Source organism: Sanguibacter inulinus (genome assembly GCF_013415325.1).
Classification (GTDB): Bacteria; Actinomycetota; Actinomycetes; order Actinomycetales; family Cellulomonadaceae; genus Sanguibacter; species Sanguibacter inulinus.
Map to the genome: position 1 here is coordinate 24016 of NZ_JACBYE010000031.1, position 26066 is coordinate 50081.

General features: G+C 70.8%; 17 protein-coding genes and 1 pseudogene. 8 read left to right on the top strand and 10 right to left on the bottom strand.

The features are described from left to right. Positions 1 to 26 precede the first annotated feature (26 nt). A complete protein-coding gene (locus tag HZZ10_RS12505) occupies positions 27 to 1721 on the bottom strand; it encodes a glycoside hydrolase family 43 protein (RefSeq protein WP_179913761.1) in 1695 nt (564 codons plus the stop codon). Between the two features lie 200 nt (positions 1722 to 1921). Here HZZ10_RS12505 and HZZ10_RS12510 point away from each other — a divergent pair, with 200 nt between their 5' ends. After that, on the top strand, positions 1922 to 3271 hold the full coding sequence (locus tag HZZ10_RS12510) for an ABC transporter substrate-binding protein (protein ID WP_162246165.1): 1350 nt from the start codon (positions 1922 to 1924) through the stop codon (positions 3269 to 3271). Positions 3272 to 3371: 100 nt separating this feature from the next. Here the strand turns inward: HZZ10_RS12510 and HZZ10_RS12515 are convergent, their stop codons facing one another. From HZZ10_RS12515 to HZZ10_RS12530, 4 genes are all read right to left on the bottom strand, one after another. Further along, the gene (locus tag HZZ10_RS12515; protein ID WP_179913762.1) at positions 3372 to 4067 is read right to left on the bottom strand and encodes a hypothetical protein; all 696 of its coding nucleotides are present in this window, start codon (positions 4065 to 4067) and stop codon (positions 3372 to 3374) included. Positions 4068 to 4312: 245 nt separating this feature from the next. Next, complete coding sequence (locus HZZ10_RS12520; RefSeq protein WP_179913763.1) at positions 4313 to 5449, bottom strand: dienelactone hydrolase family protein; 1137 nt, start codon at positions 5447 to 5449, stop codon at positions 4313 to 4315. After that, positions 5446 to 6357: a carbohydrate ABC transporter permease gene (locus tag HZZ10_RS12525; RefSeq protein WP_179913764.1), complete on the bottom strand. Its 912-nt coding sequence runs from the start codon at positions 6355 to 6357 to the stop codon at positions 5446 to 5448. The genes HZZ10_RS12520 and HZZ10_RS12525 overlap by 4 nt, the downstream gene beginning before the upstream one ends. Continuing rightward, complete coding sequence (locus HZZ10_RS12530) at positions 6354 to 7301, bottom strand: carbohydrate ABC transporter permease (protein ID WP_179913765.1); 948 nt, start codon at positions 7299 to 7301, stop codon at positions 6354 to 6356. The genes HZZ10_RS12525 and HZZ10_RS12530 overlap by 4 nt, the downstream gene beginning before the upstream one ends. A gap of 384 nt (positions 7302 to 7685) precedes the next feature. Between HZZ10_RS12530 and HZZ10_RS12535 the strand changes: the two genes are divergently transcribed. From HZZ10_RS12535 to HZZ10_RS12545, 3 genes and pseudogenes are all read left to right on the top strand, one after another. Further along, complete coding sequence (locus HZZ10_RS12535; RefSeq protein ID WP_308507571.1) at positions 7686 to 9077, top strand: Gfo/Idh/MocA family oxidoreductase; 1392 nt, start codon at positions 7686 to 7688, stop codon at positions 9075 to 9077. Positions 9078 to 9079: 2 nt separating this feature from the next. Further along, complete coding sequence (locus HZZ10_RS12540; RefSeq protein ID WP_179913767.1) at positions 9080 to 10654, top strand: UxaA family hydrolase; 1575 nt, start codon at positions 9080 to 9082, stop codon at positions 10652 to 10654. A gap of 296 nt (positions 10655 to 10950) precedes the next feature. Further along, positions 10951 to 11964: pseudogene (locus tag HZZ10_RS12545) on the top strand (RNA polymerase sigma factor); the annotation flags it as partial. Between the two features lie 152 nt (positions 11965 to 12116). On the opposite strand, the gene HZZ10_RS12550 reads toward HZZ10_RS12545, so the two are convergent. Together HZZ10_RS12550 and uxaC are read right to left on the bottom strand one after the other, a co-directional pair. Then, complete coding sequence (locus HZZ10_RS12550; RefSeq protein ID WP_179913768.1) at positions 12117 to 12728, bottom strand: flavodoxin family protein; 612 nt, start codon at positions 12726 to 12728, stop codon at positions 12117 to 12119. Positions 12729 to 12852: 124 nt separating this feature from the next. Next, the gene (gene uxaC / locus HZZ10_RS12555) at positions 12853 to 14331 is read right to left on the bottom strand and encodes a glucuronate isomerase (protein WP_308507572.1); all 1479 of its coding nucleotides are present in this window, start codon (positions 14329 to 14331) and stop codon (positions 12853 to 12855) included. A 271-nt stretch (positions 14332 to 14602) separates the two neighbouring features. Between uxaC and HZZ10_RS12560 the strand changes: the two genes are divergently transcribed. Both HZZ10_RS12560 and HZZ10_RS12565 read left to right on the top strand, forming a co-directional pair. Next, on the top strand, positions 14603 to 15649 hold the full coding sequence (locus HZZ10_RS12560; protein WP_179913769.1) for a LacI family DNA-binding transcriptional regulator: 1047 nt from the start codon (positions 14603 to 14605) through the stop codon (positions 15647 to 15649). Positions 15650 to 15745: 96 nt separating this feature from the next. Next, positions 15746 to 17401 (top strand): mannitol dehydrogenase family protein, encoded by a 1656-nt coding sequence (locus HZZ10_RS12565; RefSeq protein WP_179913770.1) that lies wholly within the window; start codon positions 15746 to 15748, stop codon positions 17399 to 17401. 9 nt (positions 17402 to 17410) lie between these two features. Here the strand turns inward: HZZ10_RS12565 and HZZ10_RS12570 are convergent, their stop codons facing one another. The 3 genes from HZZ10_RS12570 to HZZ10_RS12580 form a co-directional block, all read right to left on the bottom strand. After that, the gene (locus tag HZZ10_RS12570; RefSeq protein WP_179913771.1) at positions 17411 to 17842 is read right to left on the bottom strand and encodes an ankyrin repeat domain-containing protein; all 432 of its coding nucleotides are present in this window, start codon (positions 17840 to 17842) and stop codon (positions 17411 to 17413) included. A 60-nt stretch (positions 17843 to 17902) separates the two neighbouring features. Beyond that, positions 17903 to 18511: an ankyrin repeat domain-containing protein gene (locus HZZ10_RS12575; protein WP_179913772.1), complete on the bottom strand. Its 609-nt coding sequence runs from the start codon at positions 18509 to 18511 to the stop codon at positions 17903 to 17905. Between the two features lie 95 nt (positions 18512 to 18606). Further along, positions 18607 to 18936, bottom strand: a complete 330-nt coding sequence (locus HZZ10_RS12580; RefSeq protein WP_179913773.1) for a cupin domain-containing protein — start codon at positions 18934 to 18936, stop codon at positions 18607 to 18609. A 312-nt stretch (positions 18937 to 19248) separates the two neighbouring features. On the opposite strand from HZZ10_RS12580, the gene HZZ10_RS19845 reads away from it, so the two are divergent. Next, positions 19249 to 24906 (top strand): rhamnogalacturonan lyase family protein, encoded by a 5658-nt coding sequence (locus HZZ10_RS19845; RefSeq protein ID WP_179913774.1) that lies wholly within the window; start codon positions 19249 to 19251, stop codon positions 24904 to 24906. Positions 24907 to 25006: 100 nt separating this feature from the next. Then, complete coding sequence (locus tag HZZ10_RS12590) at positions 25007 to 25993, top strand: aldo/keto reductase (protein ID WP_179913775.1); 987 nt, start codon at positions 25007 to 25009, stop codon at positions 25991 to 25993. Positions 25994 to 26066: the final 73 nt, after the last annotated feature.

Genomic DNA, 26066 nt, shown 5'->3' on the forward strand with positions numbered 1-26066 from the left:
GACTGGGCGGATGCCCGGTCGTCGCGTCAGAGGGCGAGGTTCACCGAGAACGGTCCGAAGGTGGCTCGTGCGCTCGACCCTGACGCGTCGAGGGCAGGCGGCCCGACGGGACCGCAGGCGAACAGGCCGAGCTCTGCGCCGATCCAGCGGCCCTCCCTGGCTGTGAAGGTCTGCTCTGCCTCCTGCCACGGTCCCTGTCCGAGCCGCCACGAGAAGGTGACCTCGCCGTCAGCGGCCGTCGACGACCGCAGGCCGAGGGCGACCGGTGCCTCAGCCTCCACGTGCTGGTCGAGCAGGACGGGTGCGTGGAGATCGCGTTCTGCGGGGCCGGCGTCGCCCGCCTCGTCAGGGTCGACGCTCTCGCGGCACACGAGGTGCGTGACGCCGTCGGTGACCTCGATGCCGATCCAGGCGTAGGCAGTCCCGAGGACGACCAGCCCTGCTCGGTGGTCCGGCGTGCTGGAGACTCCGGGACCACCGGGGAGGCCGACCGCGAGCAGCAGGCTCGTCGTCGCCGTGTGCGGGGTGCCGGGGAGCTGTTGACCGAGCACCGCGGGGACCTCGCGCAGGGAGCCGCGGTCGACGGGCTCGATGCTCAGCCGGACGACGCCGTCTCCGTCGAGACGGGCCCAGTGCTCGGACGGGTTCGCCTGCCAGTGCCACCGCGGTGCGAGCGTGGTCGCGCGGAAGTCGTCGTCGCGGGACGGCTCGGAGGCCGCGCGGTCGACCACCGGGCCCGTGGCTCCACGCGTGGCCGAGGGGGTGAGCGGTACCTGGTCGGGACGGTCGGCCTGGTCGCCGCCGCCAGCAGGACCCGCGCTCCCCGGCATCGCGTGCGTCCGCGCAGGGTTCCCCGCGTGGGCCTCGTCGTCGGTCGTCGCGCCGATGCGCGGCCACCCGTCTGGCTGCCACACCATCGGCTGCAGGTGCACGACCCGGCCGTAGGGGCCGCGGTCCTGGAAGTGCACGAACCAGTCGGTCCCGTCGGTCGCCTCGACCCAGGCGCCCTGGTGCGGTCCGTTGACGTCGCTCGGGCCCTGCTCGAGGACGGTCCTGTGCTCGTAGGGACCGCGGACGTCACGCGACCTGAAGGCGTACTGCCACCCCGTCGCGACGCCGCCACCCGGCGCGAAGATCCAGTACCAGCCGTCGCGGCGGTGCATCTTCGGCCCCTCGAGCGTGCTGCACCCAGGGATCGCGTCCCCGTCGACGACAGTGCTCGACGGACCGACCACCGAGCGAAGGCCTGCGTCGACCTCGACGAGGGTCAGGCGGTTCTTCGCGCCGCTGCGGCTCTTGGCCCAGCCGTGCACCAGGTAGGTGCGGCCGTCGTCGTCCCAGAGCGGGCACGGGTCGATGATCCCTCGGCCGGCGAGCAGCAGGTGCGGGGCGCTCCACGGTCCTCGTGGATCTGTCGCCGTGAGCACGTAGATGCCGTGGTCGGGGTCTGGGTAGGTGAGGTAGAACGTCCCGTCGTGGTGGCGCAGGCTGGGTGCCCACACACCCCCGCCGTGCCGAGGCAGGCTGAAGTGGTCGAGGGGCGGGAGCGCGGACAGAGCATTGGTCACGTGCTCCCACGTCACGAGGTCACGGGAGTGCAGGACCGGGAGGCCGGGTGCGCGGTTGAAGCTCGAGGCGACGAGGTAGTAGTCGTCCCCGACCCGGACCACGTCGGGGTCGGGCCAGTCGGCGTCGAGCACGGGGTTCGTGTAGGTGGTCATCTCGGGCTCCTCGGCGCGGGCGGGCTGTCTGGACCGGCTCTGGTCACGATGTCGGCACGACTATGGGAAACCGGTTCCCTGCATGGTAGCGTCCACGACAGCAACCGGTTTCTGGTCGTGGGGACCGGTGTCATCGACCACTGACGGTCGAGATCCCTCAAGATCCCTCAATGACGAGAGAACGACGGAAGAAGGCGACGATGCGATTCACATCACGGACGCGTTTCGTGGCGGTCGGGGCCGTGGCGGCCCTCGCTGCGCTGACGGCCTGCGGGGCGCCAGGGGGCGGCGACAAGGCCGAGGCCGGTCCCGCGGTCGACGACGTCGCGGCCTGGGGCGAGGCGACAGGCACGGTCCAGTTCTGGGATACGAACTCGACGCCGGAGCTCAAGGCGAAGTGGGCCGAGCTCATCGACAGGTTCGAAGAGGCCAACCCGGACATCACCGTCGAGTACCTGGGCATCCCGAACTCCTCGTACCTCGAGAAGGTCGACAACGCGCTGGCCTCGGGTGAGGTCCCTGACGTCCTGCTCATCGGCAACGACGTGGCCGGGTTCATCGCCCGGGACGCCTTCGAGAAGATCGACGGGCCGTTCTCCGAGTCCCTCGAGGCGTCGACCGACCCCGTGCAGGTCGCGACCGAGCGGGAGAACGCCCCGGACGGCGGTCTGTACAAGGCCCCGCTGAGCGCGATCTCCGACGTCATCTGGTACCGCACCGACTGGGTCGAGGCCGCGGGCCTCGAGCAGCCGACCTCCTACGACGAGTTCTACGAGCTGACCGAGCAGATGACGGCCGCCGACGAGGGACGCTTCGGCTTCGCCTTCCGCGGCGGGCCCGGCTCGATGCCGCCCATGTTCTCGATGGCCTACGGCATGGCCGGTATCGGAGAGTTCTTCACCGAGGACGGCCAGTCGACCTTCGACGACCCCGCGGTGGTCGCGGGCCTCGAGCGCTACGTGTCGCTCTTCGACTCGGTGTCGGCGCCGGCCGACCTCACCAACGACTACACGAAGATCGTGGCGGCCTTCGGCGGCGGGTCCGCATGGTCGATGCACCACAACCTCGGCTCGTACCAGGACCACCTGCGCAACCTCGGCGGCGAGAACGTCATGGGCGTGCAGTCCTTCCCCGACGCCGACGGTGTCTCGACGGTGACCTCGCCGGGGATCTCCGGTCTGTCGATCCTCAAGGAGGCCGACAACAAGGCGGCCGGCTGGAAGTTCGTCGAGTTCATGGCGACCGAGGGCAACTCGGACTGGTCCGAGGCCATCGGCCAGGTGCCCGCCAACCTCGAGGCGCAGAAGGCGCCGTGGGTCGCCGAGTCGCAGCCCCTCGAGGCCGTCGTGGCCCTCACCGAGAACCCTGACACCCAGTACCTGCGCCTGCCGACGTACCTGCCCGAGTACGGGTCGATCCTCAAGACCGAGATGGAGCCCGACTTCCAGGGGATCCTGCAGGGGACCATGACGGCCCAGGAGTTCGCGACGAAGTACGCAGACCGCTTCGAGGCGTCGCTCGCCGACTACGAAGAGTTCGTGCAGAAGTAACGCTGCACGACCACGCCACGAGACGTGGCACAGACCGCGGGGCCGGTGCCGGGGGGCACCGGCCCCGCGGTCTGCCCAGAACTGAGGTACGAGCTGCTCGTCAGGGACGCTGCGCTATCGCCCACGCGACTCGAGACTGGCGGTCGAACCATGGTTTGAGATCGGGGTCGATGTCGTTCAGCACACGCCTCATCGCCAGCGTGTCATCGAAGATCTTGGTCGTGTCGAGGACTGGCTCGTAGTGGGCGATGCGGTTTCGCAGCCTGAGGATCCGGTTGACGTCGAAGGTGAGCGCACCATGATTTCTCCTCAGATGAGGAAAAGCGTCTTTGACGTTGGAGTCCCACAGTCGCTGCGTGAACGAGACGTTGCCTGACGCTGGAGGGAGAAGATAGCGCCAGGTCCCGAGCGTGGTCTGTGCGACAAAATCTCCATGTGTCGGAGCGCGGCCCTTTCCTCTGATGGCTTTGTCGACGTTGTCCTTCAGCGCAGCAAACCTCTGCGCTCCCTGACTGTTGCTGAGGAGAGGGTGGGGCTCCGCGAGCCAGTTCCGCCCGTAGGTCCTCCCGCCCGCCGGAGGAGCCGTCAGCTGCCACGCACCGACGTGCGGGTCGATCGCGTTCCGCAGGGCGACCTCGAAGAGCCCGAGGACCTCCTGGATGGTCGACGCGACGAGGAGGTTCCACCTGTAGAGCGTGAAAGCGGCCGCGTCATCGTTCCCGCATGCAGCGAGATAGGGGGCGAAGCGCTCGTCGGCGATGGCGACCTGGATCTGCGCCCGGCTGAGGACCGGCACAGGTGCAGCAGGAGGGCTGGAGGGTTGAGGACTTGTGGGCACACGCGTAGGCTAACGAACGAAGGCGGGCCGTAAAGCTCGTTCAGTTGTGCTTCAGGCCCATCGACTTACGTCGTTGGGCCTGAAGCATTTCTCCAGGTCAGTGTCGTGCGAGCGGGCGCAACGCCCTTGCAGCCGGGCGTGGACTCGTGCTGTCTCTCTGTCGGGCACCGCGGAGTCCTGGCGATGTCAACCCGTGTCGGGGTTCAGCGGAGCGTCCTCGACCCGAGCCGGGAGCTCAAGAAATCCCCAGCAGTCGCCTGCATGGCGGCGTCGAACCTGTGCGGGCCGGGGACGAAGACGCCCGTGTGGGACCCGGGACCCGTGGCGAAGAGCTCGGCGAGCCGGGCGTCGGCGTCGTGCATGCCGTCCCGGGGGAACAGGGCGTCGTCCTCCGCGGAGATCACCAGCTGGTGGTGCGCTAAACGGGCTGCGGCGACGTCGGGCCAGTCGAGCTCGCGCGCGAGGCCGGGGGTCTGCAGCAGCCACGAGTGCGCGTCGAGGTAGGCGGGGACCAACGAGTCGAAGGTCGTCATCATGCAGACGACGACACTGGCCTGGACCCGGGGGTCCAGGTGGGACAGGACGGCCGCCCGACCACCACCTCCCGAGAACCCGACGACCCCGAGCCTGCCGGCGTCGACGTCGGGCATGGACGAGAGGACGCCGAGGGCCGCGAGGTCGTCGTGCGCGACGGTCCCCGCGAAGGACGTGCCGAGCAGGCCGGCCGCCTTGGCCAGCGTCGACTCGTGCTGAGCAGCGGCGGCGTCGTAGCGCTCGGCCTCGGTCGGCACGTGACTGCGGGCCGCCCAGACCTCGTCGTGCAGGTCGAGGGTGTCGCGGGTCCGCCACGGCGGCGGGTCGAACGTGACGCGGCGCGAGCCCCAGGCGAAGGTGTCGTGGGCGAGGACGACGAAGCCGCGCCGCGCGAGGTCGGAGGCGACAGACCGACCCTCGTAGCTCGACGCGCGGACGCGCTCTGCCTCGGGCGTCGACCAGGGGGTCCGGACGAGGCGGTCGGCGCCGACCCACTTGACCCCGGCGTGGCAGTGCAGCGCGAGGACGCCCGGCAGGGGTGTGTCGGGTGAGACATCGGCAGGGGCGAGCCGCCAGGCGCGCGTCGGGGGGCCGAAGCCGGTCTGCCACTCGAGCTCGGTGCCCATCACCCCGTCGTCCTCCCAGGTGCGCACGACCCGCGCCGCGCCCACGTCGAGCGGGCGCGGCACAGGGACACCGAGCAGCCGGGCGAGGCACGCCGTGTGCGCGTCCCCGTCGAGCAGGGGAGCGGACCGCAGGTACCCGGCCCAGTCCTCGTACCCGCCGATCGCGCTCGGGCGGCTCATCCCTTCACGGCGCCCGACGACATGCCCTTGACGAGGAACTTCTGCACGTAGGCGAAGACCAGCACGACGGGCACGACGGCGATCACACCGCCCGCGGCGAGCGCCCCGAAGTTCACGGCGTTCTCACCGATCATGTAGTTGAGGCCGACCGGGATCGTGAACTTGCTCTGCGAGTTGAGGAACATCAGCGCGAAGAGGAAGTTGTTCCAGGCGCCGATGAAGGCGAAGGAGCTGATCGCGACGATGCCGGGCAGCAGGAGCGGCAGCACGTTCGCTCGGAATCCCTGGAGCCGGCTGCACCCGTCGATCCACGAAGCCTCTTCGATCTCGATCGGGACGTTCCTGATGAAGCCCGTCATGAGCATGATCGACAGGGGCATCTGGAACACCGTGTCCGCGATGATGATGCTCCAGAGCGTGTTCGTGAGGTTGACCGACCTGAACACCTCGAAGAGCGGGATGAGCAGCATCGCGCCCGGGACGAACTGCGTGCAGAGCAGCCCGACGAGGATGACGTTCTTGGCGCGGAAGTCGTAGCGCGCCATCGCATACCCGGCGAGCAGCGAGATGATCGTGACGCAGATGAGCACCATCAGCGCGATCATCACCGAGTTGCGGAAGAACACCGCGAAGCCCGAGCCGTTCCAGACGGTGTCGAAGTGCTCGAGCGTGAAGTCGTCACCGACGGGGAAGAGGGTGTCCGAGCCGTCCTTGCGGAAGGCGAACATCGCGATCCAGTAGAACGGGACGAGCGTGAAGAGCAGGTACAGCCCGAGCGGCAGGTAGATCGCCAGGCGGGGTGTGCGGCGGGCCTTCTCGAGGCCGCGCTGCGCGTCGGAGATCTTCTTGGCCCGTCGCTGCGGGCTCGGGGGAGTCGCGCTCGGCGCGTCCAGGGTCGCGGTGCTCATGACTTCCCCTTCTGGCCCATGCGGGTGAGCCACAGGTAGGTGATCGAGAAGAGGGACAAGATGACGAAGGCGGCCATGGTCAGGGCCGACCCGTAGCCGAACTCCTTGGTGACCGTCGCGGTCTGCGCGACGTAGAGCGGCAAGGTCGTGGTGGCCCGGGCCGGGCCTCCACCGGTCAGCGTGTAGAGGAGGTCGACGTTGTTGAACTCCCACACGGAGCGCAGCAGGGTCGCGAGCACGAGGGCTGCCTTGATGTGCGGGAAGGTGATCGCCGTGAACCTGCGGACGCGCCCGGCGCCGTCGACCTCGGCGGCTTCGTAGAGGTCTCCGGAGATCGACTGGAGGTCGGCGAGGATGAGGATCGCGAAGAAGGGGACGCCGCGCCAGAGCTCTGCCAGGACGGCGGCCCAGAAGGCCGAGTCGCCGTCGGCGAGCGGGCTGACGCCGTAGGCGACGTGCCCCTGCTCGGCGAGGATGTGCGGGAAGCCGACGGTCGGGTTGTAGATGAGCAGCCAGATGGTCGTGGTGAGCACACCCGAGACGGCCCAGGGGGAGAACACCAGGGCGCGGGCGAAGGCGCGGCCGACGAAGGTCTCGTTGATGACGAGAGCGAGGGCCAGGCCGAAGATCATCTGCAGGCCGACCTCGACGACGACCCACTTGGCGGTGAACTGGAGCGAGTCCCAGAACAGCGGGTCGCCGAGCATCTTCTCGTAGTTGCCCAGGCCCACCCAGCCGTCCATCCACGGCTTGTTGGGGTTGTACTGGTACAGGCTCGTCCGCACGACGGTGAGGATGGGGTAGGCGATGAACACCGCGATGAGCGTCAGCGTCGGGGCCAGCAGCAGGTACGGGGTCCAGCGTCCGCGGATCTTCCGCCGCAGCCGGGGAGGGCCTTCGACGTCGCCCGTGCTCTCGGGCGCCTGGTGTTCTAGCACGGCCATGGTGCTCTCCTCGGTGTGGGGCGTCTCTGCCGCAGGTCGGTGGGGCCTCGCTGCCCCAGAAACCGATTTCCCACATTCAACGCGATGAGCGTCCGAAGGTCAACAGGCTGTGGTGATCTGGCTCACCGTGGCCTAGGATGAAGCGAGAAACCGGTTGCTCGACCTGAGGTCCGCACGCCGCCCTGCGCCGGTGCAGGGAGACACCGCAGGTCGTCGCGCCGATCGACGAGAGGTTCGACGATGCCCTCCGGAACACCTGACCCGACGACCGCCCCAGCACCCACCTCTGCTGGGGCTGCACCTACTGCTGCTGGAGCTGCTCCCGCCGCCGCTGGAGCGCCAGCGCACGCCGCCGCCGCGGCAGCCGGACCCGCGGGACCCCCCGTGCCTGCTGCGACCCGCCGCCGGCACGCCGTCGTCGGGACAGGATCCCGCGCGGGGATGTTCGTCAGGTCGATGCTCACCACCCACTCGGAGGTCGCCGAGCCCGTCGCGTGGTGCGACACCAACGACGTCCGCATGGACCTCTACGACGAGCTCCTCGCCGAGCACGGTCGCGCGCCGCTCCCGCGCTACACCCCCGACGACTTCTCCAGGATGCTCGACGAGCAGGACCCGGACGTCGTGGTCGTGACCTCGCCCGACAGCACGCACGCGCGGTACGTCGTCGAGGCCCTCGACCGCGGCGTCGACGTGGTCTGCGAGAAGCCGATGACCATCGACGTCGACGGCCTGCGAGCCATCACCGAGGCTGCCCGCCGCTCGACGGCCGAGCTGGTCGTCACCTTCAACTACCGTTACTCGCCCCGCAACAGCGAGGTGCGCCGCCTCGTCTCCGAGGGCGCGATCGGCGACGTCACCTCGGTGACCTTCGAGTGGTTGCTCGACACCGTCCACGGCGCCGACTACTTCCGTCGCTGGCACCGGGAGAAGGCGAGCTCGGGTGGGCTGCTCGTGCACAAGTCGACGCACCACCTCGACCTCGTCAACTGGTGGATCGACGACGTGCCCGAGGTGGTCAGCGCGCTCGGCCGGCTCGCCTTCTACGGCGAGGACAGCGCTGCAGCGCGCGGTCTGGGCCCGCGCCCGGCGCTCGGCCGCGACGGGGCGGCCGACGACCCCTTCGCCCTCGACATGGCCGCCGACGAGACCCTGCGCCCCCTGTACCTCGAGGCCGAGGAGGCCGACGGCTACGTCCGCGACCGCGACGTCTTCGGCCCCGGCATCACGATCGAGGACAACCTCGCGGTCCTCGTCGGCTACCGCGGGGGACCCGTGCTCAGCTACTCCCTCAACGCGCACAGCCCGTGGGAGGGCTACAGGGTGGGGATCAACGGCACCCGGGGCCGGCTCGAGCTCGAGGTGGTCGAGCGCACCCACGTCCACCCCGGGTCGGCCGGGAAGATGCTCGGCCCCGACGGCAAGAAGGCGCCCGTGGTCGACCCGAGCGTCACGCACGTCGACGCCGCTGGCGGGGCCCGGGCCTTCGGCTCACGGCTCGTGCTGCAGCAGCACTGGGACGAGGCCCGCGAGCTCCCGATCCCCGAGGGGGTGGGCGCGCACGGCGGCGGCGACGCGATGCTGCTCGACGACGTGTTCCTCGGCGTCGGCGACGACCCGTTGGGCAGGCAGGCGCACTACGTCGACGGGGTCCGCAGCGTGATCGTCGGCATCGCGGCCAACGAGTCGATCCGCACCGGCGAGACCGTGCGGTTGAGCACGCTCGGCATCGAGCTCGACGCCCCCGCAGAACTGTCCGCACCGACGAGAGCCTGACCATGACCAGCACCCTCACGCCCCGCACCGACGGACCGGGCGAGCAGCTCGCCCTCGGCGACGTCCTGCTCCTGCTCCGGGCCGGTGACGACGTCGCCGTCACCACCCGGGACCTGCGCCTCGGCACGGTGCTCGTCGACGGCGATCGACGGCTCGAGGTCCTCGACAGCGTCCCGCGCGGCCACAAGATCGCCCTCACGGACGTCGCCGTCGGCGACCAGGTCCGCAAGTACGGGCAGTCGATCGGCGTCGCGACCCGGGCTGTCGTCGCGGGGCAGCACGTGCACAGCCACAACCTCGGCATGGACCTCGCCGAGCGCGTCCACGAGCTCGCGACGGTGCACCACGAGCTGCCCGTGCCCGCTGGGCCCAGACCGACCTTCGAGGGGTACCGGCGGGCCGGCGGGAAGGTCGGGACGCGCAACTACATCGGCATCCTCACGTCGGTGAACTGCTCGGCGAGCACGGCACGGATGATCGCCGACCAGTTCCGCGGACCTGTCCTCGACGAGTACGAGCACGTCGACGGGGTCATGGCACTGACGCACGACTCCGGCTGCGGACTGGTGCCCGAGAACGAGGGTGCCAAGATGCTGGTCCGCACCCTCAAGGGCTACGCGGAGCACCCGAACTTCGCGGGGATCCTCGTGGTCGGGCTCGGCTGCGAGATGATCGCCGTCGGGTCGCTGCTCGACGGCCTCGACCTCTCGCCCGACACCGTGGTCCAGCACCTGACCATCCAGGAGTCGGGCGGGGTCCGGGCCACGGTCCGTCAGGGCGTCGCCGCTGTGCGCGCGATGCTCCCGGACGTCGAGAGCCGTCGCCGCGAGACCTGCGACGTCTCCGAGCTGATCGTCGGACTCAACTGCGGAGGCTCCGACGGGTACTCGGGCATCACCGCCAACCCGGCGCTCGGGGTCGCCTCGGACCTGCTCGTCTCCTACGGCGCGACGACAGTCCTGGCAGAGACCCCCGAGGTCTTCGGCGCGGAGCACCTGCTGACGCGCCGTGCCGTGACCGAGGAGGTCGGGCGCAGGCTGCTGCGCCGGCTCGACTGGTGGCAGGACTACGCGGCGGCCGGTGGCGGCTCCCTCGACAACAACCCGTCGCCCGGCAACAAGGCGGGCGGGCTGACGACCATCCTCGAGAAGTCCCTCGGCGCCGTCGCCAAGGGCGGCCAGGCCGACCTCGTCGAGGTGTACGAGTACGCGGAGCGCATCACGGCCTCGGGCTTCTGCTTCATGGACACCCCCGGCTACGACCCGGTGTCGGTGACAGGGCTCATCGCGGGCGGTTCGACAGTCGTCTGCTTCACGACTGGGCGTGGCTCGGTGCTGGGTGCCAAGCCCACGCCGTCGATCAAGCTCGCCACGAACAGCGAGCTCTACGCCCGCCAGGCCGAGGACATCGACATCAACTGCGGGCGCATCGTCGACGGCACCGCGACGCTCGACGAGGTAGGACGCGAGATCTTCGACGAGATCCTTGCTGTCGCCTCGGGCAAGGAGACGGTCTCGGAAGACCTCGACCTCGGCCAGGACGAGTTCATCCCCTGGCAGCTGGGGACGGTGACCTGAGACCGGTCGAGGGGCGAGAGGGTCCGCCCCTCAGCGGCCCGATGACTGGCATCCGAGGGGCTCCCGGGAATTCTGTGGCGGCCTGCTGGTTATAATGGAGGAACACGGCTCCGGACGATCCGTCGTAGCCCCTTCCTTCACCGATGGTCTCGTGTGAAGCTCATGCACCCCGACGGCAGCTGGTCGAACCAGCACTGCGGGGTGGCACCTCTTCCTCGCGGGCGGCGTGTGGAAGGCACGGTACGACGGCCGAGGGCTGCGGCCCCACGGCTTGATGATGGAGAACACTGATGACTGCGGCAACCTCAGCACGGACCCCGATCACCCCCCAGACCGACGACGGCTTCGTCCTGTCGACGGACGAGGAAGACGCACCAGCACCCACAGTCCTCGCGGCGGGTGCCACTGCTGACCCCGTCAAGGACTACCTGAAGATCATCGGACGCGTCCCGCTGCTCAACGCCGAGCAGGAGATCGAGATCGCGATGCGCATCGAGGCGGGCATGCTCGCCACGCACCTCCTCGAGTCCGGCGAGTACCCCAAGGGTGCGACCAAGCGCGAGCTCGAGGTCATCGCCGCCGATGGCATCCGCGCCAAGAGCCACCTCGTCGAGGCCAACCTGCGCCTCGTGGTGTCGATCGCCAAGAAGTACACAGGCCGCGGTCTGCTGTTCCTCGACCTCATCCAGGAGGGCAACACCGGCCTCATCCGCGCTGTCGAGAAGTTCGACTACGCCAAGGGCTTCAAGTTCTCGACCTACGCCACCTGGTGGATCCGTCAGGCCATCACCCGCGGCATGGCCGACCAGGCCCGCACCATCCGTATCCCCGTGCACATGGTCGAGGTCATCAACAAGGTGTCCCGCGCCCAGCGCCAGATGCTCCAGGACCTCGGCCGCGAGCCCACCCCGGAAGAGCTGGCCCTCGAGCTCGACATGACGCCTGAGAAGGTCCTCGAGGTGCAGAAGCACGGCCGCGAGCCCATCTCGCTGCACACCCCGCTCGGTGAAGAGGGCGGCAGCGAGTTCGGTGACCTCATCGAGGACACCGAGGCCGTGGTCCCCGCGGACGCCGTGAACTTCAGCTTCCTGCAGCAGCAGATCCACGGGATCCTCGACACGCTCTCCGAGCGCGAGGCCGGCGTCATCACCATGCGCTACGGCCTCACGGACGGCCTGCCGAAGACCCTCGACCAGATCGGCCACGTCTACGGCGTGACCCGTGAGCGGATCCGCCAGATCGAGTCCAAGACGATGTCGAAGCTGCGTCACCCGAGCCGCTCGCAGGTGCTGCGCGACTACCTCGACTGACCAGCACGGCTGCTGGGGCTCGCGCGCAGCGAGCCAGCACAGCACAGACGAGAAGGGCCCCGACGGACAGGCGGGGCCCTTCTCGCGTCTGCGGCTGGTCTGGTCGCCGGTGAGGGCCTGGTGAATGGAGCCAGCGCGGTCGGTGGGTTGCGTCAGCCCGCCGGGTAGGGGGAGTCGCGTAGCAGCCGCGCCAGGTGCGCGGTGTTGAGGGCGAGCGTCGCCGTCGCCTTCGCGACTGCCTCGGGGACCTCGTCGAGGTCCTTGTAGTCGATGCCCTCCATGGCGCGCCCCACCCAGTAGGTGACGGCGTTCGCGGGGATGGTGAAGCCGACGTCGTCGAGGGCCTGGTACAGCTCGGCGCTCACGTGGTGCGCGCCGTCCTCGTTGCCGACCACGGCCACCGCCGCGACCTTGCCGGAGGTGAGCATCCGCCCTTCCTCGTCGGTCTCGGACAGCTCGGCGTCGAGCCGCTCGAGAGCGCGCTTGGTCACGCTCGACGGCTGACCCATCCAGATGGGCGTCGCGACCACGAGGATGTCGGCCGCGAGGACCTGCTGGCGGACGAGCGGCCACTGGTCGCCGTCGCCCATGTCGACCTCGACCCCCGGGCGGATGTCGTGGTCGGCGAGCCGGACGACCGACCCGACGACCCCGTGCTCGGCGAGGGCGTCGAGGACCTGACGCCCGAGGACCTCGCTGCTCGAGGGCTCGGACGAGGACTTGAGGGACCCGACCAGGACGACTGCGCTCAGTGCTGTGCTCATGCCTCCAGGCTCACCGCGGGCCGGGGATCGTGCGCGACGTCGCCTGTGGACAAGAGAGGTCGGGGAGCCCCGCCCGACAGGGCGATGGTGGGCGGCCCCCCCCGGCCCGCCGCCGCGCCGCAGCTCAGCCGCGTCGCGCGTACGCCGCCTTCGGGAGCGTGTACGCGAGGTCGACGGCAGTCTCCGTCGCCTCGTCGAGGTCCAGCCTGTGCTCCACGACCAGTCGCGCGAGGTACCCGGCGTCGACGCGGCGGGACAGGTCGTGGCGGGCGGGAATCGAGCAGAACGCCCGGGTGTCGTCGACAAATCCTGTCGTGTTGTAGAAGCCGGCGGTCTCCGTCGAGGTCTCTCGGAAGCGGCGCATGCCGTCGGGGGAGTCGAGGAACCACCACGGCGCCCCGAGGCGCATCGCCGGGTACACACCGGCGAGCGGTGCGAGCTCGCGGGAGTAGACCGTCTCGTCGATGGTGAAGACCACCAGGCGGAAGCCCGGGTGGTGCCCGAAGGCCTCGAGCAAGGGGCGCAGCGACCGCGTGTACTCCGCCTGCACGGGGATGTCGTAGCCCTTGTCCGCGCCGAAGGTCGCCAGCACAGACCTGTCGTGGTCGCGCAGCACGCCGGGGTGCAGCTGCATGACCAGCCCGTCCTCGGCTGACATCGCCGCCATCTGGAAGAGCATGTGACCGCTGAAGGCCTGCGCCTCGGCGGGGCTCGGGGCGACCCCGCTGAGCGCCAGGTCGAAGATCCTGTGCGCCTCGGCGTCGGAGAGCGGCGTGGTGTCGGCGAGCAGGTGGCCGTGGTCGGTCGCTCGCGCCCCGGCCGCGACGAAGGCGGCGCGGCGCTCGCGGAGCGCCTCGAGGTAGGTCGGGTACGACGTGACGTCGAGGCCAGCGGCCGCCGAGAGCAGATCGACGTCGCTGCACCACCCGGGGCGGTCGAGGTGCAGCAGCGGGTCGGGGCGGAAGGTCGGCACCACGCGCTCGCCCCACCCGGCCGCGGCGAGGTTCGCGTGGTGGGTCAGCGGGCTCCATGCGGGGTCGGTCGAGGCGAGGATCTCGATGTCGAAGCTGTCGAAGAGCGCGCGCGGCCTGAAGGCGTCGCTGCGCAGCGCGGCGTCGAGGTGGTCGTAGATCCTGTCGGCGGACTCCGCCGACGGACGCTCGGCGACGCCGAAGACCTCGACGAGCTCGTGCTCCATCCAGTACCGGGTGGGGGTGCCGCGGAACAGGTGCCAGCTCTCGCAGAAGCGACGCCACACGGCACGCGGGTCCTGCTCCGGGACCACAGAGCTTGCCGGGTCGACGGGGGCGACACCGAGCCTGTCGACGCTCGCACCCTGGGAGACGAGCATCCGCACGAGGTAGTGGTCGGGGACGACCAGCAGCTCGGCGGGGTTGCCGAAGGGCAGGTCCTCGTCGATCGTCTGCGCCTCGACGTGGCCGTGCATCGACACGATCGGCAGGGCCCGGGTCTGCTGGTAGATCTCGCGGGCGGCGGCTCGGGTCGACGGGTCCGCCGGGAGCGCGCGGTCGCCGTGGAGCTGCCACGGCCGGGCTCCGTCGGGCAGGGCGTAGGTGGTCGTGCTGGGTGTCGCGGTGCTCACGGTCGTCTCCTCGTTGAAACACTCTGTGATCGTTTGCAGGCCATCGTGCCTCGATGTCGGTCGAGGGTGCAAGGGTGCTGGAGCCAGCACTGGTGCGCAGTGATCCCGGGGAAGGGGCTCAGTGAACATCTCCGGGGCAATGCCGGTTGACAGAAGACTGGAAACGTTTGCAGACTGGAGTCGGTCCTGTGCGACGGGCCGACAAGAGTCAGTCAGCGCCGGGCGCCAACCCGTGATGCCGGGCTACGAGGAGCGACGAGGAGGTCGGCTGATGGCGACGGTGCGTGACGTGGCAGCGCTCGCGGGAGTCTCGATCTCGACGGTCTCCCGTGCGCTCTCCGCGCCGGGCATGGTCTCGGACGCGACGCGCGAGCGGGTCGAGCAGGCCGCGAAGAAGCTCGACTACCGCCCCAACCCGGCCGCCCGAGGTCTCCGGGTCGGCCGGACCACCACCCTCGGGCTGCTCGTCCCTGACCTCGAGAACCCGTTCTTCGCCTCGATCACCAAGGCTGTGCAGAGCCGCGCGCGGACGCACGGGTATGCCGTGCTCGTCGCGGACTCCGACGAAGACGCCGGGCAAGAGCTCGAGCTGGTCTCGATGCTCGCAGCGCAGGTCGACGGGCTCGTGCTCGCCTCGCCGCGGTCGTCGGACCTCTCGTTGCTGACCGCTGTCGACGGTCGCCCGGCCGTGCTGCTCAACCGCGAGGTCGAGGGGCTCGCCTCGCTCGTCATCGACAACGCGGGTGGTGTGCGTCAGTCGCTCAGCCACCTCAAGGCCCTCGGGCACCGCAGGGTGGCCGCCGTGAGCGGCCCGGCCGGCTCGTGGTCGGGCGCCGAGCGCCGCCGCGGGATCGAGACCGCGGGCCGTGAGACCGGCGTCGAGGTGGTCGACGTCGGGCACTTCCGTCCGACCTTCTCCGGTGGCGTCGCCGCCGCCGACCTCGTCGTAGCGAGCGGTGCCACCGCCGTGCTGACCTACAACGACCTCCAGGCGCTCGGTCTCGTCGACCGCCTGCGTCACCGCGGGCTCCAGGTCCCGCGCGACCTGTCCGTCGTCGGCTTCGACGACGTCTCGGTCGCGACCCTCGTCTCCCCGGCCCTGACCACGGTGAGCATCCCGCTCGCGGCGCTCGGCCGCGGTGCGGTCGACCGCCTCGTCGAGCAGCTCGACCGCGACACGGGAGAGAGTCGCGAGGACGACCTGGCAGACCTGACAGACCTGGCGGAGGACGAGCCGCCAGCCCGGCCGCGCCTGCCTGTCGAGCTCGTCGTCCGCGGCACGACCGCCGAACCTCGCCCTGACGGACCGCGTGCCTGACGCAGCCTCGCACCTGACGGACCAGCCCAGAGCACCGCAGCACCTCAGCCCCCGACCACGACCCTCGAGGCACCGCCCGACCGAAGGATCTTCTCGATGACGAGCACCGACCCGATCGACCGCACCCCCACCACGCCCCGCGCGTCGCGCAGGCTCAGCCTCGACACCTGCCGCGAGGTCTCACAGCGGCCGGGGGTCACCGGGCCGGCTGTCGACCCGAGGGCCGTGACCGTGGGGATCGTGCACCTCGGCATCGGGGCCTTCCACAGGGCGCACCAGGCCGTCTTCACCGAAGACGCCGCCGCAGCCACGGGCGAGACGCGCTGGGGGATCCTCGGTGTGACGCAGCGGTCTGCCACCGTCGTCGAGCAGCTGGTGCCCCAGGACGGTCTCTACGGGGTGCGGACCGTCGGCACGGACTCCTCCTCGCTGCGCGTGATCGGCTCGGTCCGCGGGGTCGCGTACCCGCGTGAGGAGACGCAGCGCGTGCTCGACGCGATCGCCGCGCCGACCACCCACGTCGTGACCCTCACGGTGACCGAGAAGGGCTACACAGCGGGCCCGGACGGCCGGCTCGACCTCTCTGACGGCGACGTCCGCGGTGACCTCGACGCTCTCGTCGGGGAGATCCGCGGCGCTGCCGCCCTCGCCCGCCAGACCGGCACGGAGGTGCAGGGCGCGGCGACGACCCACGTCGTCGTCGAGGACGCCGTGCCTGCGCGCAGCGCGATCGGGCTGCTGGTCCGCGGTCTCGCGGCCCGAGCCCGCGCCGGCGGCGAGCCGCTCACTGTCCTCACCTGCGACAACCTGCTCGACAACGGGCACGTCCTCGAAGGCCTGGTCGGCCAGGCCCTCGACGCGGCCGCCGGGGTCACCGGCGCGGACCCCGAGCAGGTCGAGCGCCTGCGGGCGTGGGTGCACGCCTCGGTGACCTTCCCCTGCACCATGGTCGACCGCATCGTCCCGGCTACGACCGAGGACGACCGTGCGGCGGCCGAGGCGGCGACCGGGGTGCGCGACGAGGGTCTGGTCGTCGCGGAGCCCTTCATGCAGTGGGTGATCGAAGACAGGTTCGCCGGCCCCAGGCCGGCCTGGGAGCTCGCCGGAGCCACGCTCACCGACGACGTCGCTCCCTTCGAGCGCGCCAAGCTGCGCATGCTCAACGGCACGCACTCGCTGCTCGCCTACCTCGGGTCGATCGCCGGGCACAGGTTGATCGCCGACGCCGTGGCGGACCCGGCGCTGCTGTCCGCCGCGCGGTCGCTGCTGCTCGACGACGTGATCCCGACCCTGGTCGCACCGGAAGGGCTCGACCTCGCGGCCTACGCCGAGTCGCTCCTCGAGCGCTTCGCCAACCCCGCGCTCGGCCACACGACGACCCAGGTGGCGATGGACGGCTCGAAGAAGCTGCCCATCCGCTTCCTCGCGACGGCTGCCGACAGGCTCGCGGCAGGCGCCGTGCCCGACGCCGTCGCGCAGGGGGTCGCGGGCTGGGTCGTGTTCGTCGCGGCCGGTCGCACCGTGACGGGCGAGCCGCTGCGCCTCGACGACCCGATCGCCGACGAGCTGCGCGCCGCAGCCGCCGAGGTCGCCGCGCCTGACGAGGTCGCCCCGGCCCATGCCGAGGCTCTCGTGCGGCGGATGCTCGCCGTCGAGCAGGTGTTCCCGGCTGAGATCCGTGACCACGCGGGGTTCCGGGACGCCGTGGTCGCGCACGCGGAGCGGCTGCTCGCGGGGTACGCGCAGCACTGACCCAGCAGGTCAGTCGCTGGACGCGGTCTCGGCTGCCAGCGCCTCGACACGCGCCAGGAGCATTGGTCGAGCCTGACGGCGCTTCCGGACGGCCTCGAGCACGGTCCGTCTCTTGGCTCCGACCACCGTGAGGTCCAGCCCCGGGGCGGCGAGCAGCACGTCGTAGAGAGGCTCGAGCTTCTCCTCGGGGAAGTTGCCCAGTGCCGCGAGCGTCGTCAGCGGGGTGTTCCCGCCTCTCGAGAGGGCGTTGACGTCCGCTCCCGCGTCGAGGAGGGTCGTCACCACCTGGGCATCCTGGCGGGCGTCGCGCTGGCCGTGGGGCGCGAGCGCCAGCTGCAGCACGCCTGCCCGCGCTGCTGTGCGGAGCGTGGCGTCGGCTCCGTGGGCGAGCAGCAGCGGCACGAGAGTGGTCCGTACGTCGAGAGAGGAGCTCCGCAGCACGGCGTGCAGCAGGCTGTCGCCGGTCTCGGGGTCGACCGCCGTCGCATCGGCCGGCGTGTACTACGCGAGGATCTCGTCGAGCGTCTGCCACCTCGCCGTCTGGGTGAGCGGCTCGCCGACGGGCGTCTGGCCCGTCCGGTCGAGGTACGCCATGACGTGCTCGAGCAGCTGGGGACGATAGGTCCGACGGTTCCGCGACCGGTCGAGCACCGACAAGCCCGCCGGGTTGGGGTCGAGGAGCACGAGCCCCGGTCGCTCGAAGAACGCCTGGTAGTACGGCTCGTGCTGCTCTGGCGAGAGCTTCGGATGGTCGACCACCTCCACGGGGCGGTCCATGCGCCGGCCTGCTACCCGGTTCATGTCGGCCCCGGCGGCGATCAGTCGCCGCACCAGCGGCGGGTCGATCTCGGGATCGCGTGGGTGGCGCCCCAGCAACCCGTGGAGCAGCGTGTACCCGTGCGAGAGTGCGGCGGCGTCAGCGCCGTCGTCGAGCAGCCTGTGCGCGATGAGCGAGCGGGTCGCGGGGTCTGGGTTGTCGATCGCGCTCCAGAGCAGTGGCTTCCGGCGTACCCGGTCGACGCCGCTCGGCCACGTCTCGGGATCGTACGCGTCGAGGAACTCCTCAGCGGTAGCGTCTCCCAGCCAGTACCCTGACACGTCTGCCGTCATCTCGGTCCTGTCTGCTCGAGCGGTCGCCGTCGGGTGCGCAGCGGCTCACCACAGAGGTTAGGCGGTACGCCCGACACGGTCGTGCACTGCCGGGGTCAGTCCTGCGTGGCCTCCCGGGTCTGCACGATGACGACGGTCATCTCGGTGTCGGCCCACGAGGTGTGCTGCTCGCCCTTCGACCAGCGGACCGTGGTGCCAGGGCCGACGGGGTGCTCGACGCCGTCGTCGGAGGAGACCCGGCCTCTGCCGGCGAGCACGGCGAAGACCTGGTCCGTGCCGGCCGCGTGCCGGGGGAGGGTGCTTCCCGGGGCGAGGGTCGCGACGTCGATGCGGGTGCGGCCGGTGGTCTTGCCGTCGAGCAGCTGGGTCATGCCGATCCCGGGGGCGTCGTGGAAGAAGGTCGGGGTCTCGGTGGTGATGTCCATGCGAGACCTTAGCGCGCCTCGACCGTTGACATCCTTCACCCGCTCTGAGAAGGTCGTGCTCGACGACGGCAAGCGCTTCCCATTGATCGGCGTCGGGTCCGGGATGTTCATCGACGAGCATCCACGATGGCTTGAATCGATTCATTCTGTAGTTGTAGAAACACCTCGCTCCACCTCCCGCTCGGCAACAGCGCCGTGCACGCCCGTGACGAAGACCCTCGGGTGCAGACGGTGGCGCGGCCCCTGTCGCCCGGGCACAGACGCACGGGCGCCGGAACTCACCGACCGAGATTCCACGAGCAGGAGACCTTCATGCACAGCACCATCCCCGGGGCACCGACCCCGCGGAGCGGCGGGCCGCAGACGCCCCGCCGCCACCGGAGCAGAGCCCTGAGAGCCGTCGTCGCCGGAGCGGCCGCAGCGTCGACAGCACTGACGGCTGTCGTCGTCGCACTCCCCGCGACGGCAGACGACACCGTCCCGGGCGCCCCCGCCAGCGCGAGCACCCAGGTCGTCGACGCCGGCACGACCACGACCACGACCCCGGTCGAGACACCGGCCCCGCCGACAGCCCCGCCGTCAGCTCCGACGACCGTGGACGAGGCCACGACCGACAGCGGTGCTCTGGACCCTGGGACCCCCACGACGGAGATCCCCGACGACGGTGCAGCAGAGACGCCCGACGCACCGACGGCGCCGGACGCGCAGGTCGCGCCCGAGACCGACGTGGCGGGAGCCGACGAGACCGCCGCTGCAGACGACCCGGCCGGCCCTGTCGTGCCCGGTCTCGCAGCCCCCGCGTGGGTCCGCACGGCGCACGTGACCGAGTCGGCCGTGACGCTGCGCTGGGACCAGGTCGCGGGTGCGACGGGCTACGTGCTGACCCGCTCGGGAACCGTGGACGGCACGTACACCGAGGTCGGGCGCACGGGTGAGCGGACCTTCAGCCTCGTCGACCCTGACGCCGACACCGCGACCGTGGGGTACTACCGCGTCGCCGCGACGACAGCCGCTGGTCGTTCGGAGTACTCCGCGGCGACCGCCACCCCCGTGGCGACCCCGGCCGCGCTCCCCGAGGGTGGGGTCCTGCGCCTCGACCTCGGACCCGGCGCCGTCGAGGAGGGCTGGACCGGCCTCGACGCGTCGACCGCCTACACCGCAGAGTCCCGTCTCGGGTTCGTCGACACGGCCCAGGTGACGGGCACCGACAGGGGCGGCGACGACGCGCTCCGCGGCGACTTCGTCACCGTCGGCGACACCGAGCTCGTCGTCGACCTCCCGGCGGGCGACTACACAGTGACCCTCGTGGCCGGTGACCCCACAGGCCCGACGGACATCTCGATCACGGCCGAGACCGTCGCCAAGGTGCAGCCGACCACGAAGCCGGCCGGCGAGACCCTCGAGATGTCCTTCGACCTCGCTCTCGTCGACGGCCAGCTCAACCTCGAGCTCGGCGGGACCGCCGCGAACCTCGCGGCCCTGACCATCACCCGCCTCCCGGACCGCGTGGCTGCCGGGACCCCGACGGCCTTCCTCACCGGCGACTCGACGGTCCAGACGTACACCTCTGACTACGCCCCGCAGGCGGGCTGGGGGCAGATGCTGCCGCGGTTCCTCGCCGACGACGTGACCGTCGCGAACCACGCGATCGGTGGACGCAGCACCAAGAACTTCATCAGCCAGGGACGCCTCGACGAGGTGCTGCGGCAGATCGAGCCGGGCGACTACCTGTTCGTGCAGTTCGGCCACAACGACAACTCCTTCGGTGTGGACGACCGCTACGCAGCCCCGGCCGACTACGCGGACTACCTGCGGACCTTCGTCGACGGTGCTGTCCAGCGCGGTGCCACCCCGGTCGTCGTCACGCCTGTCTCGCGGCGCGCCGTCGATGCGCAGGGCGCGTTCACGGTCTCCTTCCCCGAGTACGTGCAGGCCGCGACAGACCTGGCCGCGGCCGAGGGCGTGCCGCTCGTCGACCTCTCCAGGCTGAGCCGGGAGTACCTCGACTCGATCGGGGCCGAGGCCGCGAAGTCCGTGTTCCTGCACGTGCCGGCCGGGGTCTACCCGGGCCGCCCGTCCGGGACGACCGACGACACGCACTTCCAGGAGTACGGCGCGATCCAGATGGCGCGCCTCGTCGCGGGGGCCGTCGCAGGGCTCGACATCCCGCTCGCCGGGTCTGTCCTCGAGGTCGAGCCGCCCGCCGCGGTCCCCGCAGCACCCGTCGGGCTCGTCGCAGGCGACGTCTCCAACGCCGGCGCGCTGCTGCGCTGGACACCCGTCGACGGCGCCGACATCTACACGGTGTTCCGCAAGGACGCCGCCGCGGGCGACGACGCCTACGCGCTCGTCGGCTCGTCGACGCTCCCGCAGTCGGCGGTCTCGGGCCTCACCGAGGGCGCGTCCTACGACTTCCGCGTGGTCGCGGTCAACGGTCGGGGTGACTCCGAGCCGTCGGCTCCGGTGCGGGTCACCACCTCCCTCGCGCGCTACAAGTTCGACGTGCAGCTGGCCGGGAACCCGCTCATGCCCGGCTACACCGAGCTGAACCAGAACAGCCTCTACACACCCGAGAAGGGCGTCGGCTTCCTCGACGTGACAGGGCTCGGGGGCCGCGACCGCGGGACCGGCTACACACCGCCGCCGGACGACCTGCAGCGGGACTTCCTGCTGCCCGGCCCGCAGCACGTCTTCGCGCTCGACGTGCCGAACGGCACGTACGCCGTCAAGACCTACAACGGCGACTGGATCGGCAGCAGCCGGTCGAACGTCGTCATCGAGGGCAAAGACTTCGGGGCGTCCAACGCCGGGGCCGCGTCGGTCTCGCAGAAGACCAGCTCGCCGGTCCTCGTCACCGACGGCCAGCTGAACATCCAGCTCACCGGAGCCTCGTCCCGTCTCAACGGCATCGAGGTGACACCGCTGCTGCTCGCGCCGCAGACGCTCGCCCTCGACGACCTGTCGATCGACGGCACTGCGGTCTCCACCTCGATCTCCTGGCAGCCCGTCGACGTCGCGGTCGCGTACCGCGTCTACCGTCAGGGTGCCAACGAGCAGACCCCGGTCCGGGTGGCCGAGCAGCCCGGGACGACGCTGGTCGACACCGGCGCGGCCGTCGGGCAGGTCTACACGTACACGGTCACGGCCGTCGACGCCGCAGGCATGGAGTCTGTCGCGTCGAACGCGCTCGAGGTCGTCACGGTCGACGAGGGCGTCGCCGCGCCGGCCGCACCCACGGGCCTGACCCTCGGCGCCGTCGGCAAGAACGACGTGACCTTCACCTGGGACACCCAGGACGACGCGATCGCCTACTCGGTCTACCGTGCGTCCACGGCCGACGGCGACGCCGTCCTCGTCGGCAGCTCGTCGACCGCGACGTTCACCGACACCACGGTGCTCACCACGGTGCCGTACTACTACGAGGTCGCCGCCGTGAACGCGGGCGGCGAGTCCGCACGCTCCGAGCGGCTCGCCTCGACGGCCGGCACGGTCCTCGCCCGGCAGGCCGAGCACCTCGACCGCTCGCCCGTCGCCGTGAAGGTCGACGAGGGTGTGTACCTCGGCTGGCGGATGCTCGGGCTCGACCCTGAAGAGATCGGCTTCACAGTCCAGCGCGACGGCACGACGATCACGCCGCGCCCGATCACCACGAGCACCAACTACGTCGACCCTGACGGCACCGCCGAGTCCACCTACACGGTGACGCCGGTCTACGCAGGCCTGCGGTCCGAGCCCACAGCCGAGTTCGGGGTGTGGGCCGACGGCTCGTACGACGTCCCGCTCGACAAGCCGGCCGACGCCTACACCAAGGACGGCCAGCCGTACTCCTACTACGCAGGCGACACCACGGTCGGCGACCTCGACGGCGACGGCGAGTACGAGCTCGTGGTCATGTGGTCGCCGAGCAACGGCAAGGACAACTCGCAGTCGGGCTACACCGGGACCGTCTACGTCGACGCGTACAGGCTCGACGGGACGCGCCTGTGGCGCATCTCGATGGGCCCGAACATCCGCGCCGGTGCGCACTACACGCAGATGGTGGTCTTCGACCTCGACTCTGACGGTCGGGCCGAGATCATGCTCAAGACCGCCGACGGCACCGTCGACGGCGTCGGCACGGTCATCGGCGACCCGGACGCCGACTACCGCAACTCCGGCGGCTACGTCCTCACCGGGCCGGAGTTCCTCACGGTCTTCGACGGTGAGACCGGAGCCGCTGTCGACACCGTCGCCTACGACCCGCCGCGCGGCGACGTCGGCGCGTGGGGCGACACCTACGGCAACAGGGTCGACAGGTTCCTCGCCGGGGTCGCGTACCTCGACGGCGAGCACCCGAGCGCGATCTTCAGCCGTGGCTACTACACGCGCACGGTCGTCGCGACGTACGACTTCGACGGCACGTCGCTCACGCAGCGCTGGGTCTTCGACTCCGACGTCGCCGGTGACCAGTACCGCGGGCAGGGCAACCACAACCTGTCGGTCGCCGACGTCGACGGCGACCAGAAGGACGAGATCGTCTTCGGCTCGATGACCCTCGACGACGACGGCACGGTGCTCTACTCGACAGGGCTCGGGCACGGCGACGCGATGCACGTCTCCGACCTGATCCCGTCACGGCCCGGTCTCGAGGTCTTCGCTGTGCACGAGGAGGCCCCGAGCTCGAAGGGCATCGGCGCGACCATGCGCGACGCCGCCACGGGCGAGGTCCTCTGGTCCATGCCCGCCACCCGCGACGTCGGGCGCGGTGCCTCCGCGGACATCGACCCGACGCACGACGGCGCCGAGTCCTGGGCCGTGACCGCCGACGGGGCCTGGGACAGCCGTGCCGGGCAGATGCGCGCCGCCGACGGCACGCTGATCTCCGAGACCATCCCGGCGGCGAACTTCCTCACCTGGTGGGACGGCGACCTCCTCCGGGAGATCACCGACCACGACTTCTCGACGGACACACGCGTCGGCGTGCCCTCGGTGTCCAAGTGGGACTGGGAGGACCAGCAGACCGTGCGCCTCGAGACCCTCGAGGGGACCCGGACGAACAACGACACCAAGGGCAACCCCGCCCTCCAGGCGGACCTCTTCGGCGACTGGCGCGAAGAGCTCGTGTACCGCACGGACGACTCGTCGGCGCTGCGCGTCTTCACGACGACCGACGTCACCGAGCACCGCCTGCGCACCCTCATGCACGACCCCGTCTACAGGCTCGGGGTCGCGTGGCAGAACGTGTCGTACAACCAGCCCCCGCACACGAGCTATCTCCTCGGGGAGGGGATGGAGACACCTGCGGCACCGTCGATCGTCTACACGGGGCACGACGGGTCGGGCGTCGTCACCTCGCCGGCAGGACCGCCCGTGCCGGTGGACGAGTCTGCGCTGCTGCCCGGCCTCGAGGGTCTCGTCACGGTGCCGGGCGGAGAGCACTCGCCGGGCGACACCGTGCCGGTGACGCTCGTGGACGACTCGCGGACCGGTGAGTGGATGTCGGTGTGGCTGCGCTCCGACCCTGTGCTGCTGGGTGACTGGCAGCAGGTGTCCGACGCGTCCACGCTCACCGCGGTGATCCCGCTCGACGCCGCGCCGGGGGAGCACAGGATCGTGGTCCAGGACGGCAGCGACGAGGTGGTCGGCTGGACCGCCCTGCTCGTCGCCGCCGAGACCGACCCGGGGACCGGTCCCGGGACCGAACCCGACCCGGGGACAGCTCCTGATCCGGGGACCGACCCCGGAGCCGGACCCGAGACAGGTGGTGCCGCCCCGGGCACCGGACCCGGTGGGGGCTCGGGGACGGGCGGTGCCGCAGGCTCTGGCTCGACTGTCGGGACCGGCTCGGGCACGAGCCCCGGTTCGCTCAGCGCGACGGGCGCCGAGATCGGCGTCGCCGTCGGTGCGGGAGTGCTCCTGCTGCTCGCCGGCGCCGTGCTGCTCGTCGTCCGCCGCCGGCGTGGCCAGACCGGCACGACAGGTCTGGTCTGACCTCGGACGTGGTGCTGCGCAGTCCCTCGCCGCCCGGCTGCCTCACGCACCCGGGCGGCGAGGGCGTGCGCCCAGGCCCCCGACCTGCCAAGGTGAGCAGATGACGGTCAACCTCAGCCCGCTGGGACTCGGGACCTCCCAGCTCGGGAACCTCTACCGCGAGACGACGGACGCCGAGGCCTCAGGCGCGGTCGATACAGCGTGGGACGGCGGCGTGCGGTACTTCGACACCGCCCCCGCCTACGGCCGCGGCCTCTCAGAGCGACGCCTCGGCGCGCTGCTTGCCGAGCGGCCCCGGGACGAGTACGTGCTCTCGACCAAGGTGGGTCGCCGGCTCGTCCCCTCGCCCGAGACCGCCGACGAGCGCGACCCCATGTTCGACGTCCCCGCAGACCACAGGCTCGAGGACGACCTCAGCCGCGACGGCATCCGCCGGTCCCTGCACGAGAGCCTCGACCGCCTGGGGCTCGACCGCGTGGACGTGCTCTACCTCCACGACCCGGACGACCACGAAGAGCAGGCGCTGACGACCGCCATCCCCGCGATGATCGAGCTGCGCGAGGAGGGTCTGGTCCGCGCCGTCGGTGCGGGCATGAACCAGACGGCGATGCTCACCCGCTTCGTCGAGGAGACCGACATCGACCTCGTGCTGTGCGCGGGGCGTTACACGCTCCTCGAGCAGGGCGCGCTCGCGGACCTGCTGCCGGCCGCGCTCGCCCACGACGTGGGTGTCGTGATCGGCGGGGTGTTCAACTCTGGGCTGCTCGCCCGACCGCGTCCGCCCGAGGGTGCTCTCTACAACTACTCCGAGGCCCCAGCACCGCTGCTCGAGCGCGCCCGGAAGATCGCCGACGCCTGCGAGCACCACGGCGTGACGCTGCCTGCCGCGGCCCTCGCCTTCGTCCGTGCGCACCCCGCGGTCGTCTCGACGGTGGTCGGGGCGCGCGGCGCAGACCAGGTCTCGGCCTTCCTCGAGGCGGCCCGGACCCCTGTGCCTGTCGAGCTGTGGGCGGAGCTGCGGGAGGCTTGGTTGCTCGACCCGATGGCCCCGGTGCCGCACGCGAGCCTGCCGGACATCAGCATCTGAGAGGTCGCTACCCTGGTCAGGGCCGCACCGTCGCGGTCCTGACCAGTCCCGTGATCACAGGAGATCCGTAGTG